This window comes from Streptomyces sp. DSM 116793, assembly GCF_057320905.1.
This window is the reverse complement of the sequence record NZ_CM170494.1, coordinates 4,633,785-4,647,598: the sequence shown is the minus strand read 5'-3', so window position 1 is coordinate 4,647,598 and position 13,814 is coordinate 4,633,785. Positions and strand designations below refer to the sequence as shown.

11 protein-coding genes are annotated in these 13,814 nt (G+C 72.3%); 7 read left to right on the top strand and 4 right to left on the bottom strand.

The features are described 5' to 3' along the window. The first annotated feature begins 290 nt into the window (after window positions 1–290). Window positions 291–2,420: a SpoIIE family protein phosphatase gene (locus tag ACSMXW_RS18020; protein WP_485808125.1), complete on the top strand. Its 2,130-nt coding sequence runs from the start codon at window positions 291–293 to the stop codon at window positions 2,418–2,420. 432 nt (window positions 2,421–2,852) lie between these two features. On the opposite strand, the gene ACSMXW_RS18015 is transcribed toward ACSMXW_RS18020, so the two are convergent. Beyond that, a complete protein-coding gene (locus ACSMXW_RS18015; protein WP_485797743.1) occupies window positions 2,853–3,881 on the bottom strand; it encodes an AI-2E family transporter in 1,029 nt (342 codons plus the stop codon). Window positions 3,882–4,089: 208 nt separating this feature from the next. Here ACSMXW_RS18015 and ACSMXW_RS18010 point away from each other — a divergent pair, with 208 nt between their 5' ends. Further along, window positions 4,090–5,301, top strand: a complete 1,212-nt coding sequence (locus ACSMXW_RS18010; protein ID WP_485807738.1) for a glycosyltransferase 87 family protein — start codon at window positions 4,090–4,092, stop codon at window positions 5,299–5,301. Window positions 5,302–5,332: 31 nt separating this feature from the next. Here ACSMXW_RS18010 and ACSMXW_RS18005 read toward each other — a convergent pair whose 3' ends face one another. Beyond that, window positions 5,333–6,286 (bottom strand): pirin family protein, encoded by a 954-nt coding sequence (locus tag ACSMXW_RS18005; RefSeq protein ID WP_485807736.1) that lies wholly within the window; start codon window positions 6,284–6,286, stop codon window positions 5,333–5,335. A gap of 172 nt (window positions 6,287–6,458) precedes the next feature. On the opposite strand from ACSMXW_RS18005, the gene ACSMXW_RS18000 reads away from it, so the two are divergent. Beyond that, window positions 6,459–7,406, top strand: a complete 948-nt coding sequence (locus ACSMXW_RS18000; protein ID WP_485807734.1) for a GlxA family transcriptional regulator — start codon at window positions 6,459–6,461, stop codon at window positions 7,404–7,406. A gap of 297 nt (window positions 7,407–7,703) precedes the next feature. After that, window positions 7,704–8,702 carry a type I glyceraldehyde-3-phosphate dehydrogenase gene (gap, locus tag ACSMXW_RS17995; RefSeq protein WP_485807732.1) on the top strand — a complete coding sequence of 333 codons (999 nt, stop codon included), beginning with the start codon at window positions 7,704–7,706 and terminating at the stop codon, window positions 8,700–8,702. 51 nt (window positions 8,703–8,753) lie between these two features. Here the strand turns inward: gap and ACSMXW_RS17990 are convergent, their stop codons facing one another. Continuing rightward, window positions 8,754–9,227: an SseB family protein gene (locus ACSMXW_RS17990; protein ID WP_485807730.1), complete on the bottom strand. Its 474-nt coding sequence runs from the start codon at window positions 9,225–9,227 to the stop codon at window positions 8,754–8,756. 196 nt (window positions 9,228–9,423) lie between these two features. On the opposite strand from ACSMXW_RS17990, the gene ACSMXW_RS17985 reads away from it, so the two are divergent. The 3 genes from ACSMXW_RS17985 to ACSMXW_RS17975 all read left to right on the top strand — a co-directional run bounded on the left by ACSMXW_RS17985 (window position 9,424) and on the right by ACSMXW_RS17975 (window position 13,346). After that, window positions 9,424–11,259: an acyl-CoA dehydrogenase gene (locus tag ACSMXW_RS17985; protein WP_485807728.1), complete on the top strand. Its 1,836-nt coding sequence runs from the start codon at window positions 9,424–9,426 to the stop codon at window positions 11,257–11,259. Window positions 11,260–11,507: 248 nt separating this feature from the next. Further along, window positions 11,508–12,890 (top strand): M18 family aminopeptidase, encoded by a 1,383-nt coding sequence (locus ACSMXW_RS17980; RefSeq protein ID WP_485807726.1) that lies wholly within the window; start codon window positions 11,508–11,510, stop codon window positions 12,888–12,890. A gap of 195 nt (window positions 12,891–13,085) precedes the next feature. Beyond that, on the top strand, window positions 13,086–13,346 hold the full coding sequence (locus ACSMXW_RS17975) for a DUF6458 family protein (protein ID WP_485807725.1): 261 nt from the start codon (window positions 13,086–13,088) through the stop codon (window positions 13,344–13,346). Window positions 13,347–13,381: 35 nt separating this feature from the next. Here the strand turns inward: ACSMXW_RS17975 and ACSMXW_RS17970 are convergent, their stop codons facing one another. Next, complete coding sequence (locus ACSMXW_RS17970) at window positions 13,382–13,723, bottom strand: hypothetical protein (RefSeq protein WP_485807723.1); 342 nt, start codon at window positions 13,721–13,723, stop codon at window positions 13,382–13,384. Window positions 13,724–13,814: the final 91 nt, after the last annotated feature.

Here is a 13,814-nt window from a genome sequence, read left to right as displayed (position 1 = left end):
GTGCGGGCGGCCGGGCGGGCCGGGGCCGTGGGACTGCGCCGGGCTCCGGGCGCCGGTGGCCGGCCCTCAAGGTTACCGTTCGGCCCCGAGGCGCCGGGAGTCACGCTCAGTGGCCGTTAACGCCCGCATATTCCTACAGTGGACTGATGCGCACCAATAATCCCCTCTCCCAGGTAGGGGATGACTCGCACCCCGAGCTCGGCGGCGGCCCGGAGTCCCGGGCGGAGGACAGGCCGCTGCCACGCGCGGGTGAGCCGGGCGGCGCGTCCCTGGAGGACCCGCTCCCCCCGATGAGCAAGGCCGACGAGGCCGCGGAGGGCGCGCTGCCCGCACCGGACGCCGTGCTGTCCGCCGTCGGCACCGGCGTGTGGCGCTGGGACGAGGCGGCGGGGACGGTCACGCTGGACACGGAGGCGGCCCGGCTGATAGGCCTCCCCACCCGGGCGGTGACCGTTTCCATCTCGAACATGCGTTCGCGCTTTCACCCGGTTGACTGGACCGAGCTGGAGAACATCTCCCGGCTCGCCATGACCGAGGGCACCCTCGCCGAGGCCCGGCTGCGGATCGTGGACGAGCACGGCCGGGAGCTCCGGGTGGTCCGGGCGCGGTGCAGCCCGCGCGCGGCCCCGGAGGGGGACGCCCACGAGATGACCGGCACCCTCCAGGAGGTGACCGGCGCCTCGTCGGGCCCCGCCGCGCTGAGCGACGTCACCGGCGACTGGCGGCGCTCCCGTGAGGCGTTCCTGCTGGACGCCGGGCGGGCGCTGGCCGAGGCGGGGTCCACCTCGGAGGTGCTGCGGGTGGCGGCGGGCCTGTCCATGCCCGGCTTCTCGCCGGACGGCCTGGGGGTCTTCAGCACGGAGGGCGACCGGCTGGTCCTGGTCGGTCACCAGGGGCACGACCCGGGGGACGTCGGCCCGTTCGCGGAGATGCCGCTGGACTCCGACTATCCGGCCGCGGAGGTGATACGCACCGGCCGCGCCGTCTACCTCTCCTCGCCGCGCGAGTACGAGGAGCGGTACCCGAGCGCCTGGCCGATGGCGGCGCGGTTCGAGCGGAAGTCGTGGGCGTTCCTGCCGCTGACCTCGGGCGGCCGCACGATGGGCGCCTGGCTTGCGGCGTTCGCGTACCCCGTGCGGTTCACGCCGGACGAGCGGTCCGTGCTGACGACCGTCGCGAGAATGCTGGGGCAGGCGCTGACACGGGCGAGCGCCGCGGACTCGGAGAAGGCGCTCGCGCAGGGCCTGCAGCGCTCGATGATGCCGGACCTGGGGCCCCAGGTGCCGGGCCTCGGTGTGGCGGGCCGCTATGTGCCGACCGGCGGCGGCCTGGAGGTGGGCGGCGACTGGTATGACGTGATCATGCTGCCGACCGGCCGGATCGCCCTGGTCATCGGGGATGTGCAGGGGCACGACGTACGGGCCGCGGGGCTGATGGGGCAACTGAGGATCGCGCTGCGCGCCTATGCCGCGGAGGGGCACACCCCGGACGCCGTGCTCAGCCGCGCCAACCGCTTCCTGGCCGGTATCGCCGGGGCGGACGGCTTCGGGACGGGACAGGGCGACCGGCGGGAGCCCGGCGACGAGCGGTTCGCCACCTGCCTGTACGCGGAGGCGGACCCCGCCGACGGAACGCTGGCGATCGCCCGCGCCGGCCACCTGGACCCGGCGGTGCACATGGCCGACGGCACCACGCTGCTGCGGCCCACCTCGGGCGGGCTGCCGCTCGGCGTCGATCCGGATGGCGACTATCCGGTCACCCACCTCGTCATGGAGCCCGGCGAGACGATGCTGCTCTGCACCGACGGTCTCGTGGAGACGGGCGGGCACGACCTGCTGACCGGCTGGACCCGGATCAAGTCCCTCCTGGAGTCGTACGGCCCGGAGGACCTTCAGACGCTGGCGGACCGGCTCATCGAGTCCGTGCACGGCCCGGCGTCACACCACATGACCGGCCCGTACACCGACCGCCGCTACGACGACATCGCCCTGATGCTGCTGCGCAGGACCAGCGCGCCGGAGCCCGGCCGGCCGGCCCGGCGCGCCATGCTGTCGATCGCCCAGGCGGAGCCGGACCGGATCGCACAGGCCCGTTTCCAACTGCGCGGGCTGCTGCACGACTGGCCGGACCGGGACCAGGTCGACTCCGCGGAGCTGCTGGTCTCGGAGCTGCTGGCGAACGTGCTCAGGCACACGGACAGCGACGCCCGGCTGGTCGCGGAGATCACCGGGCGGCCGGGGCGGCGGTGCCTGCGGGTGGAGGTCACCGACAACAGCATCGCGCCGCCGCACCGGCGGCAGCCGGGTGAGCTGGCGTCGTCCGGGCGCGGACTGCTGCTCATCGAGTACCTGGCGGACGCGTGGGGGGTGGCGCCGCGGGGGACCGGCAAGACGATCTGGTTCGAACTGTCCGAGCCGTAGCCGAGGGGCACCGCCCCTCCGCCCCGGTGGCGTCCTGCGGGTCTGGCTGCGGCCGGTCGCGCAGTTCCCCGTGCCCCTTTTCCGGGCCACAGCCCCGTTTTGATCGGGGCGCAGCCCCGCACTGATCGGGCCGCAGCCCCGCACTGATCGGGGCGCAGCCCCGCACTGAAGGGGCGCGGGGAACTGCGCGACCAGCCACGACGAAAGCCGCAGGACGCCACAACAGGAAGGGGCTGCCCGCCCCGCACAGGCCCACCGACCGAAGAGGCCCACCGGCCGAAAAGGACCGGCCGAAAAGGACCACCGACCGAAGATGGCCACCGGCCGAAAAGGCCCACCGGCCGAAAAGGCCCACCGGCCGAAGAGGGGCCCCGCCCCGCAGGGGCGGCCGGAACCGGCCGAAGGCCGGAAACATTCGGCGCGCCCACGGCACTACTTACGCAAGGACGCCAGCACCCCGAACGCCGCAGCCGTGAGCGGCACCGCGAGGAGCAGCCCGAGGATCCCGGCCACCGACGCCCCCGCGGTGAGCGCCAGCAGGACGGCGGCAGGGTGCATCTGCACCGTCCTGCTCTGGATGAGGGGCTGGAGCACATGCCCCTCCAGCACCTGCACCGCGAGCACCACCCCCAGCGCCCACAGCGCGATGGCGAAACCGCGGTCGGCCAGCGCGACGAGCACCGCCACCGCACCCGAGATCACCGCCCCCAGGTAGGGGATGTACGCGCCGACGAACACCAGCGCACCGAGCCCGACCGCACCCGGCACCCGCAGGATCAGCAGCCCCGCGGCGATGCACAGCGCATCGATCAGCGCGATCAGCGTGGTCCCGCGCATAAACCCCTCGACGGCCCCGAACGCCCGCCGTGCCATCGCCTCCAGCGCGGCCCCGCTGTCGCCCGGCGCCACCACCCGCAGGGCCCGCAGCGCGCGCCCGCCGTCCCGCAGGAAGAAGAAGACCAGCAGCAGGGCGAGGATGGCGGTGGCGATCCACTCCGCCACCACGCTCAGCCCGCTGATCACGCCGGACGCGGCCGTCGCGCCGAACTTCGACAGCAGCTTCCCGGCGTTCGCGGCCACATCGTCCAGGGAGGTGCCCGCGGCCCCGAAGTGCTGGGCCACGGAGGTGCCCGCCCGCTTGAGCGAGGCGGTGATCTGGTCGCCGTTGTCGACCAGCGAGGCCACCACGACGTAGACGGCGCCGCCGACCACGGCGACCACGGCGACGCAGGTCAGCGCGGCGGCCAGCGAACGGTTGACGCGGGCCCGCACCAGCCGCAGGTACAGCGGCCTGAGCAGCGCGGTGCCGAGCAGCGCGAGCAGCACCGGGGTGAGAGCCGTCTGCAGCACCACGCACAGCCAGATGACGACCGCCGCGACCCCGGTGACCAGCAGGATGACGGCGCACCAGGCCGCGGTGCGCCGGACCGGTTCCGGGAGCAGGGGCTGCACGGGCTGCACCCTGACAGCCGATCACGCACCCGGTCCGCCGTCATCCGGGCCGGGCCCACGGGGGTGAAGCCCCCGATCACAGAATGTGTCATACATCACATCATCCTGATATAGCGGGCGCCCGGACACGCTGCGAATCTGCTCACCCACGGGGCGTCATGCCAGGGCGCGAGGAACAGCGCGTTGTCGAGCACGTCCGGCCACGGGGGGACGCACAGTGCCGATCCGCACAGCGAGCACCGACGGCACCATGGACGGCGCACCGCACGCGGCGTACCGGGCGGTGTGGTACGCGCTCTCCGCGGGCGTGCTCACCGCCCTGCTCTTCCTCGCCTACCACACGGCGGGGGCCTGGCAGTTCGACCTGTCCGTGTACCGGCAGGGCGTCGCCCAGGTGCTGCACGGCGCGCCGCTCTACCGGAACGACATCGACTTCACCTACCCGCCGTTCGGCGCGCTGCTGCTCGCACCGCTCTCCCTTCCCGGCGGGACGCTCTGCGCGGTGCTGGTGCTGTTCGCGTCGACGGCGCTGCTGCACGCGGCGGTGGGCGCGTTCCTCGCGCATGCCCGGTGGCCGGCGCCCCGGGTGCGGCACCGGGCCGTCATCGCCTTCAGCACCGTCTTCGTCTGGCTGTTCCCGGGCCGCACGAGCCTGATGCTGGGCCAGGTCACGTTCCTGATCCTGGCCGTGACGGCCTGGGACCTCACCCGGCCGGACACCAGTGCGGCGAAAGGAATCGGCATAGGGCTGATGGCGGGGCTGAAGCTGATCCCGGGCGTGTTCGCCGCCTACTACCTGTGCACCGGGCGGCCGCGCCCGGCCCTGGCCGCGGCGGGCACCTTCGTGGCGACGGCCGCGCTCGGCTGGCTGGTGCTGCCGCGCGACTCCGCCGACTACTGGACCCGCTACGTCTTCGCCAGCGACCGGATAGGCGCGCCGCAGACCGCGGACAGCGAGACGATAAAGAGCCTGCTGGTCCGCGCGGTGCACGGCACCGCGGGCACCACCCTGCCGTACCTGCTGACCGCGACGGCCGTCCTGGCGGCCGGGCTGTACCTGGCCAGGCGGTGCTGGCAGCGGGACGAGGAGCTGCTCGGCCTCGCGGTTGCCGCCACCCTCATGCTGCTGGTGCTGCCGGTGGCATGGACCTTCTACTGGACGTGGGCGCTGGTGCCGCTCGTGCTGCGCCTGACCCGGCTCGCCGTCGCGGACCGCTCCCGCCGGGCGGTCGCGTTCCTGCTGGTGCTGCTGGCCCTGTTCGTCCCGGACACCGTCACGCGGATCCGCGCCGAGGAGGCGGAGCTGACGCTCGCCCCCGGCGACCAGCTGCTCGCCGCCACGCACGCCGCCGCGGCGGCCTTCGTGCTGGGCATGACGGCGTGGCTGATACGGGGCGGGGACGGGCGGCGGGCCCGTCCCCCCGGCTGAGGACGGGCCCGCCGCACCCGGCGACCGCCGCTCAGGTGTGCGGGACCGGGATGGTGCCGAGCCGGCCCTTCTGGAAGTCCTCGAAGGCCTGCTGCAACTCCTCCTTGGTGTTCATCACGAACGGCCCGTAGTGCACCATGGGCTCCCGGATCGGCCGGCCGCCGAGCAGGACGACCTCCAGGTCCGGGGTGTTGGAGTCCTGCTTCTCGTCGGCCCGCAGGGTCAGCGAGGAGCCGGCGCCGAACACCGCGGTCTGCCCGGTGTGCACGGGCCTGTGCTCGGTGCCGGCGGTGCCGCGGCCCGCGAGGACGTAGGCCAGGCCGTTGAAGTCGGCGCGCCAGGGCAGCGTGACCTCGGCGCCCGGGCGGACGCTGGCGTGCACCATCGTGATCGGCGTGTGGGTGCTGCCCGGGCCCTCGTGCCCGTCCAGCTCGCCCGCGATGACGCGCAGCAGGCTCCCGCCGTCCGGGGTGCTGAGCAGCCGCACCTGGCCGCCGCGGATGTCCTGGTACCGCGGGTTCTTCATCTTGTCCGCGGCCGGGAGGTTGACCCACAGCTGAAGGCCGTGGAAGAGGCCGCCGGAGACGACCAGTTCCTCGGGCGGCGCCTCGATGTGCAGCAGGCCGCTCCCCGCGGTCATCCACTGGGTGTCGCCGTTGGTGATGGTGCCACCGCCGCCCTGCGAGTCCTGGTGCACAAAGGTTCCGTCGATGATGTAGGTGACGGTCTCGAAGCCACGGTGCGGGTGCCAGGGGGTGCCCTTGGGCTCGCCCGGCGCGTACTCCACCTCGCCCATCTGGTCCATCATGATGAACGGGTCCAGGTGCTTGTAGTTGATCCCGGCGAAGGCACGGCGCACCGGGAAGCCTTCGCCCTCGAAGCCGCTGGGGGCGGTGGTCACCGCCAGGACCGGACGGGGGGTGGCGTCTGTGGGGGGCGCCACGCGCGGGAGGGTCAGCGGGTTTTCGACGGTCACTGCGGGCATGGGGTGTACCTCCTTGTGCGCCAAGTTTAGTTGAACGTAGAACTTTCTGCCACCGCAGAACATTCCCCGGCCGCCGGGCCCGTGCCGACCCGCCGAGAATGGCTTCGAGTTCACGGGCGCGCGGACGCCCGCCCGTTCGCGGACGAGGCGCCGGAAAGGCGGAGGAGGGCCGATGAGCCGGAGGAACCACCACGTCGCCGTGCTCGTGCTGGAGGGCGCGAAGCCGCTCGACGTCGGCATCCCCGCGCAGGTGTTCGCCAACCGGCCGAGCATGCCCTACGAGGTGCGGGTGTGCGGCGCCGCACCCGGCCCCGTGACCGGCGGCGACGGCCTCTCGTACCACGTGGCCGAGGGCCTTCGGGCCCTGGAGCACGCCGACACGGTCTTCATCCCCGGCTACCGGGAGCCGGCGACCACACAGCCGCCGGCCGCGGTCGTCGGCGCGCTCATGGCCGCCCACGAGCGCGGCACCCGGCTCGCGGCCATCTCGACGGGGGCGTTCGCGCTGGCGGCGACGGGCCTGCTCGACGGAAAGCGGGCGACGACCCACTGGCACTACACGAAGGCTCTCGCGCAGCGGCATCCGCTCGTACGGGTGGACGAGAACGTGCTGTTCGTGGACGAGGGCGACGTCCTCACGTCGGCGGGCGCGGCCTCCGGCATCGACCTGTGCCTGCACCTGGTGCGGCGCGACCACGGCGTCGGGCTCTCCAACCATGTGGCGAGGCGGCTGGTGGCGGCGCCCTATCGCAGCGGAGGGCAGGCGCAGTACGTGCCGCGGAGCCTGCCCGAGCCGCTCGGCGACCTGTTCGCGAGCACGCGCGAATGGGCGCTCGCGCACCTCGCGGAACCGCTGACCCTTCAGGCGCTCGCCCGCAACGCGCGGGTGTCGGCGCGCACCTTCTCGCGGCGGTTCGTGGAGGACACCGGCTACACGCCGATGCAGTGGGTGCTCCGGGCCCGCGTGGACCTGGCACGCGAGCTGCTCGAACGCACCGATCTGGGCGTGGAGCAGATCGCCGACCGCGTCGGGCTCGGCACCGCCGCGAACCTGCGCCTGCACTTCCACCGCATCCTCGGCACCTCCCCGACGGAGTACCGCCACACCTTCTCGGCCTGAGCCCCGAAGACCACCGAGGGGCTGCTTCTGTCGTGTTCGGACCACCGGCCGGTGGTGGGTCGCGGCGCTCAGTTCCCCGCACCCCTGGGGCACCATGGGCGCTGGGGCCGCCAGGGCCGGCCACCCCGTCCTGAAGGGGCGCCGAGCACGCCGCGGGCGCCCGGCCCGCGGTGTGGCGAGATCCTTGCGCACGGTGGCGAAAGGTGGGGCGGGATCCTTGCGCACGCTGTCGTTCAGGCCACTGGCCCCCCGGCATCCGGGTGCCGACCATGGGCGGCGGGAACGAAAGGAGCCCCCATGACCCGCATCGCCGTCAACGGATTCGGCCGCATCGGACGCAACACCCTCCGCGCCCTGCTCGAGCGCGACAGCGACCTCGACGTGGTCGCCGTCAACGACCTCACCGCCCCCGAGACCCTCGCGCGTCTGCTCAAGTACGACAGCGCGCTCGGCCGCCTCGGCCGCCCCGTCGAGGTCGACGGGGACGGACTCGTGGTCGACGGCCGCCGCATCAGGGTGCTCGCCGAACGCGAGCCCGCCAACCTGCCGTGGGCCGAGTTGGGCGTCGACATCGTGCTGGAGTCCACCGGCCGCTTCACCTCGGCGGACGCCGCCCGCGCCCACATCCGCGCCGGCGCGAGGCGCGTCCTGGTGAGCGCGCCCTCGGCGGGCGCCGACGTCACGCTCGCCTACGGCGTGAACACGGACGCCTACCGCCCCGCCGAGCACGTGATCGTCTCGAACGCCTCGTGCACCACGAACGCGCTGGCTCCGCTGGCGTCCGTGCTGGACGACCTGGCCGGCATCGAGCACGGCTTCATGACCACCGTGCACGCCTACACCCAGGAGCAGAACCTCCAGGACGGCCCCCACCGCGACCCGCGCCGGGCCCGTGCCGCCGGCGTGAACATCGTGCCCACCACCACCGGAGCCGCCAAGGCCATCGGCCTGGTGCTGCCGAACCTCGACGGCAGGCTGTCGGGCGACTCGATCCGCGTGCCGGTCCCGGTGGGCTCGATCGTGGAGCTGAACACCGCGGTCTCCCGCGAGGTCACCCGCGACGAGGTGCTGGCGGCCTACCGCACCGCCGCCGACGGCCGGCTCAAGGGCATCCTCGACTACGCCGACGAACCGCTGGTCTCCAGCGACATCACCGGCCAGCCGGCGTCGGCGATCTTCGACGCCGCCCTCACCCGCGTCGACGGCAGGTACGTCAAGGTGGTGGCCTGGTACGACAACGAGTGGGGCTTCTCGAACCGCGTCATCGACACGCTCGAACTGCTCGCGCGCGACTGACCGCGCGGCGGCGCGGCTGACCGCGCGGCGGCGCGGGCCGCACACGGGAGATCAGCCGTACATCCGCCGCATGGCGAAGTCGACCATCTCCTCGACCGCCTTGGCGTCGAAGACCATGCGGTGGTCGCCCTCCATGTCGAGCACGAACCCGTACCCGGTGGGCAGCAGGTCGATCACCTCCGCACCGGTGATCACGAAGTACTTCGAGTCCTTGCCCGCGTACCGCCGCAGCTCCTTCAGCGAGGTGAACATCGGGATCACCGGCTGCTGGGTGTTGTGCAGCGCCAGGAAGCCGGGATTGTCCCCGCGCGGACAGTAGACCTTGGACGTGGCGAAGATCGACTGAAAGTCCTCGGCGGACATGGAACCGGTGGTGAAGGCACGTACGGCGTCGGCCAGCGAGGGCGGCGACGGCTCCGGGTACAGCGGTGGCGGCGGCTGTCCGTAGCCACCGGGCATCTGGGGCGGCGGCTGGTGCGGCGAGTACTGCTGCCCTGAAGCCGCGTGCTGGTCGTAGCCGTACATGTACGTAAGCGTACCCAGCGGAACGCCGCCCGGGGTGCCCGTGCTCCGGCGGGCCGCGGCGAGCGGCCGGGAACCGGACGAACCTCCGCACCGTGGGGAACGAAACCCCAGGAAGGGGTTGATTTTTATTACCGACGGGTAGCATGATGCTGCATAGCGGGTTACCAGCCGGTAGAAGGACAACGGAGCCGTAGCCATGGGCCACTACAAGTCGAATCTCCGCGACGTCGAGTTCAACCTCTTCGAGGTCCTCGGCCGCGACAAGCTGTACGGCACCGGCCCGTTCGCGGAGCTGGACACCGACACCGCCAGAAGCATCCTCGCCGAGGTCAGCCGCCTCGCCGAGCACGACCTCGCGGAGTCCTACGCGGAAGCGGACCGCACCCCGCCGGTCTTCGACCCGGAGACCAACACGGCCCCGCTCCCGGAGTCCTTCAAGAAGACGTACCGCACGTTCATGGACGCGGAGTACTGGCGCCTCGGCATCCCCGAGGAGCTCGGCGGCACCACCACACCCCCGTCCCTGATCTGGTCGTACGCGGAGCTGGTGCTCGGCGCCAACCCGGCGGTCTGGATGTACGCCTCGGGACCGGCCTTCTGCCGCATCCTCTTCGAGGAGGGCACCGAGGAGCAGAAGCACATAGCCCAGCTCGCCATCGACAAGCGGTGGGCCTCCACCATGGTGCTCACCGAGCCGGACGCCGGCTCGGACGTCGGCGCCGGCCGCACCAGGGCCATCCCGCAGGACGACGGCTCCTGGCACATCGAGGGCGTCAAGCGCTTCATCACCTCCGGCGAGCACGACCTGGAGGAGAACATCCTCCACTACGTCCTCGCCCGCCCCGAGGGCGCGGGACCCGGCACCAAGGGCCTCTCCCTCTTCCTCGTGCCCAAGTACGAGTTCGACTTCGAAACGGGTGAGCTCGGCGCGCGCAACGGCGTCTACGCCACGAACGTCGAGCACAAGATGGGCCTGAAGGTCTCCAACACCTGCGAACTCACCTTCGGCGACCGGCATCCCGCCAGGGGCTGGCTGATCGGCGACCGGCACGACGGCATCCGGCAGATGTTCCGGATCATCGAGTTCGCCCGCATGATGGTCGGCACCAAGGCCATCTCCACCCTCTCCTCCGGCTACCTCAACGCCCTGGAGTACGCCAAGGAGCGCGTGCAGGGCCCGGACCTCGCCCAGTTCATGGACAAGTCCGCGCCCAAGGTCACCATCACCCACCACCCCGACGTCCGCCGCTCGCTGATGACGCAGAAGGCGTACGCGGAGGGCATGCGCGCCCTGGTGCTCTACACCGCCGCCGTGCAGGACGAGATCGCGGTCAAGGAGGCCCGTGGCGAGGACGCCGCACAGGCGCACGCGCTGAACGACCTCCTGCTGCCGATCGTGAAGGGCTACGGCTCGGAGAAGGCCTACGAGCAGCTCGCCCAGTCCCTCCAGGTCTTCGGCGGCTCCGGCTACCTCCAGGAGTACCCGGTCGAGCAGTACATCCGGGACGCCAAGATCGACACCCTCTACGAGGGCACCACCGCCATCCAGGGCCAGGACTACTTCTTCCGGAAGATCGTCCGCAACCAGGGCCAGGCGCTGAACGCGCTCGCCGAGGAGATCAAGAAGTTCCTCGCGGTGGGCAGCGGCGGCGAGGAGCTGGCCGCCGGCCGCGAGGAGCTGGCCAAGGCCGCCGTCGAGCTGGAGGCGATCGTCGGCACCATGCTCACCGACCTCGCCGCCACGGAGAACGACGTCAAGAGCATCTACCGGGTCGGCCTCAACACCACCCGCCTGCTGATGGCCTCCGGCGATGTGATCGTGGGCTACCTGCTGCTGCGCGGCGCGGCCGTCGCCGCCGAGAAGCTCGCCGCGGAATCAGGCCTGACCGCCAAGGACACCGCCTTCTACCGCGGCAAGATCGCGGCGGCGAAGTTCTTCGCGGCGAACGTGCTGCCGGGGGTGGCCGTGCAGCGCGGCATCGCCGAGTCGGTGGGACTGGACCTGATGGACCTGGACGAGGCGGCCTTCTAGGGCCGGCCTGTCCCAGGCCCGGCCCGGCACGTTCACCACCACGAGCGGCCGGGGCGCCGGCCCGCCGGCCGGGACCCCCACCCCCGTCCGACCACCGGAGCCCCGGCCACCCACCGGCCGGCGAGACCGGCCGACGGACCGGCGCCCCGGGCCCTTCGCCCGGGGCGCGGGACCGTTCCCAAACCCTCGTTCGAGGGCCCGTTCCGCATCGCGGGGAACGGGCCCTCGAGCGTCGTTAAGGTGAACCCATGAGCACTGACGCCCGCCCGTCGACCGCCGCCGCCCCGCCAAGGGGGGCGTCGCGCGCACCCGGATCCGCCGACCGCGGCCACACCGACGATCTCATGTCCTTCCTGTCCGCCAGCCCCTCGCCGTACCACGCCGTGGCGGGCGCGGCCGAGCGGCTGGAGAAGGCGGGATTCCGGCAGGTCGCCGAGACCGACGCCTGGGACGGCTCGACAGGCGGCAAGTACGTACTGCGCGGCGGCGCCCTCGTCGCCTGGTACGTGCCGGCGAACGCGGCGGCGCACACCCCCTTCCGGATCGTCGGCGCCCACACCGACTCCCCCAACCTGCGGGTCAAGCCGCTGCCGGACACCGGTGCGCACGGCTGGCGGCAGGTGGCGGTGGAGATCTACGGCGGGCCGCTGCTCAACTCCTGGCTGGACCGTGACCTCGGCCTCGCCGGCCGGCTCTCGCTCCGCGACGGCAGCTCCCGGCTGGTGAACGTCGACCGGCCGCTGCTGCGGGTGCCGCAGCTCGCCATCCACCTGGACCGCGGCGTCACCTCGGAGGGGCTGAAGCTCGACAAGCAGCGCCACATGCAGCCGGTGTGGGGCCTCGGGCAGGTCCACGAGGGCGATCTGATCCGGTTCCTGGAGGAGGAGTGCGGGCTCGACGAGGGCGAGGTCACCGGCTGGGACCTGATGACGCACTCCGTCGAGGCCCCGTCGTACCTCGGGCGGGACCGGGAGCTGGTCGCCGGTCCCCGCATGGACGACCTGCTGTCGGTGCACGCGGCCACCGTCGCGCTGGCCGCGGTGACGGGCGCGGACGGCGGCCGGGCGGCCGGCGCCGGGCAGCCGCACGCCCAGGAGCTGCCGCACATCCCGGTACTGGTCGCCTTCGACCACGAGGAGAACGGCTCGCAGTCCGACACGGGTGCCGACGGCCCGCTGCTCGGCTCGGTACTCGAACGGTCGGTCTTCGCCCGCGGCGGGACGTACGAGGACCGGGCGCGGGCCTTCGCCGGCACCGTCTGCCTCTCCTCCGACACCGGCCACGCCGTGCACCCCAACTACCCGGAGCGGCACGACCCGACGCACCACCCGCTGGCCGGCGGCGGCCCGATCCTCAAGGTCAACGTGAACAACCGCTACGCCACGGACGGCAGCGGGCGTGCGGTGTTCGCGGCGGCCTGCGAGAAGGCGGGCGTGCCGTTCCAGTCGTTCGTGTCCAACAACTCGATGCCGTGCGGCACCACGATCGGCCCGATCACCGCCGCCCGGCACGGCATCAGGACCGTCGACGTCGGCGTGGCCATCCTCTCCATGCACAGCGCCCGCGAACTGTGCGCCGCGAACGACCCGTTCCTGCTGGCGAGCGCGCTCAAGGCGTTCCTGGCGGGCTGACGGCCGGCGTCCCGGCGCACCCGGCGGCATGCTCGCCCCGGCCGGGGGTACCCGGAGGTCGGGTCCGGATGTGCCTCATCCGGACATGAGCCGGGCGGGGCGGATCCCCTGACCCGGGCTCACCATCCGGGCGGGGATCTCCTGACCCGGACTCACCGGCCAATCCGCAAACGGGCGGACAGGAGGGAGCGAACCATGGGTCTCGGCGGATGCATCATCCTGATCGCCGCTGGCGCCATCCTCACCTTCGCGACCGACTGGCACATGAAGGGCGTCAACCTCGATCTCGTCGGCGTGATCCTCATGGCCGTCGGCCTGATAGGGATCACCACCTTCAGCAGCATCGCCAGGCGGCGTCGCGTACTGATGCCCAACTCACCGGTGGTGGAGGAGGAACGGCACCACCATCACCATCACACGAGCGGAACGTACGGGGACTACAGCGGCTACGAGTGAGCCGCCGCACCCCGGCACCGCCCGCCTGCCCCGGCCTACCTGGCCGCGGGGACCTCGGGCCCCGCGGCCGGGTCCTCCGGGAGGCGGGCGGTGATGGCTTGGACGGCGGCGAGGACGGTGCCGAAGCCGGCGTTCATGCGCTCTTCCAGGCCCGTGAACCGCGCGTCCCATTTGCGGTCCTGCTCAAGCTGCGTCTCCCGCAGCGCCTGAAGCGTCTGCCGGTGGGCCCGCAGCTCGGTCCTGACCTCCGCCACATCGCGGTCGTTTATGGCGACGAAAGCCCGCGTCGTGGTGACCTGCTCGCGCAGGGCGTCCATCTCGGCCTCAAGAGCACTGATGCGCTGGTCGAAGCGCCGAAGGTCGTCAAGCTCACTCATACCGACCACCATAGCGGAACGGACATAACGCAAATTCGTTACTGCATCATGCTATGTCGCTCATCACACCCGCGCCGCGGCCCGGCACCGC

Coding starts and splice junctions, on each gene's coding strand:
- ACSMXW_RS18020 (WP_485808125.1), top strand. CDS start 291: ATGAGCAAGGCCGACGAGGCCGCGGAGGGCGCGCTGCCCGCACCGGAC.
- ACSMXW_RS18005 (WP_485807736.1), bottom strand. CDS start 6,286: ATGCCCGCAGTGACCGTCGAAAACCCGCTGACCCTCCCGCGCGTGGCG.
- ACSMXW_RS18000 (WP_485807734.1), top strand. CDS start 6,459: ATGAGCCGGAGGAACCACCACGTCGCCGTGCTCGTGCTGGAGGGCGCG.
- gap (WP_485807732.1), top strand. CDS start 7,704: ATGACCCGCATCGCCGTCAACGGATTCGGCCGCATCGGACGCAACACC.
- ACSMXW_RS17990 (WP_485807730.1), bottom strand. CDS start 9,227: ATGTACGGCTACGACCAGCACGCGGCTTCAGGGCAGCAGTACTCGCCG.
- ACSMXW_RS17985 (WP_485807728.1), top strand. CDS start 9,424: ATGGGCCACTACAAGTCGAATCTCCGCGACGTCGAGTTCAACCTCTTC.
- ACSMXW_RS17980 (WP_485807726.1), top strand. CDS start 11,508: ATGAGCACTGACGCCCGCCCGTCGACCGCCGCCGCCCCGCCAAGGGGG.
- ACSMXW_RS17975 (WP_485807725.1), top strand. CDS start 13,086: ATGGGTCTCGGCGGATGCATCATCCTGATCGCCGCTGGCGCCATCCTC.
- ACSMXW_RS17970 (WP_485807723.1), bottom strand. CDS start 13,723: ATGAGTGAGCTTGACGACCTTCGGCGCTTCGACCAGCGCATCAGTGCT.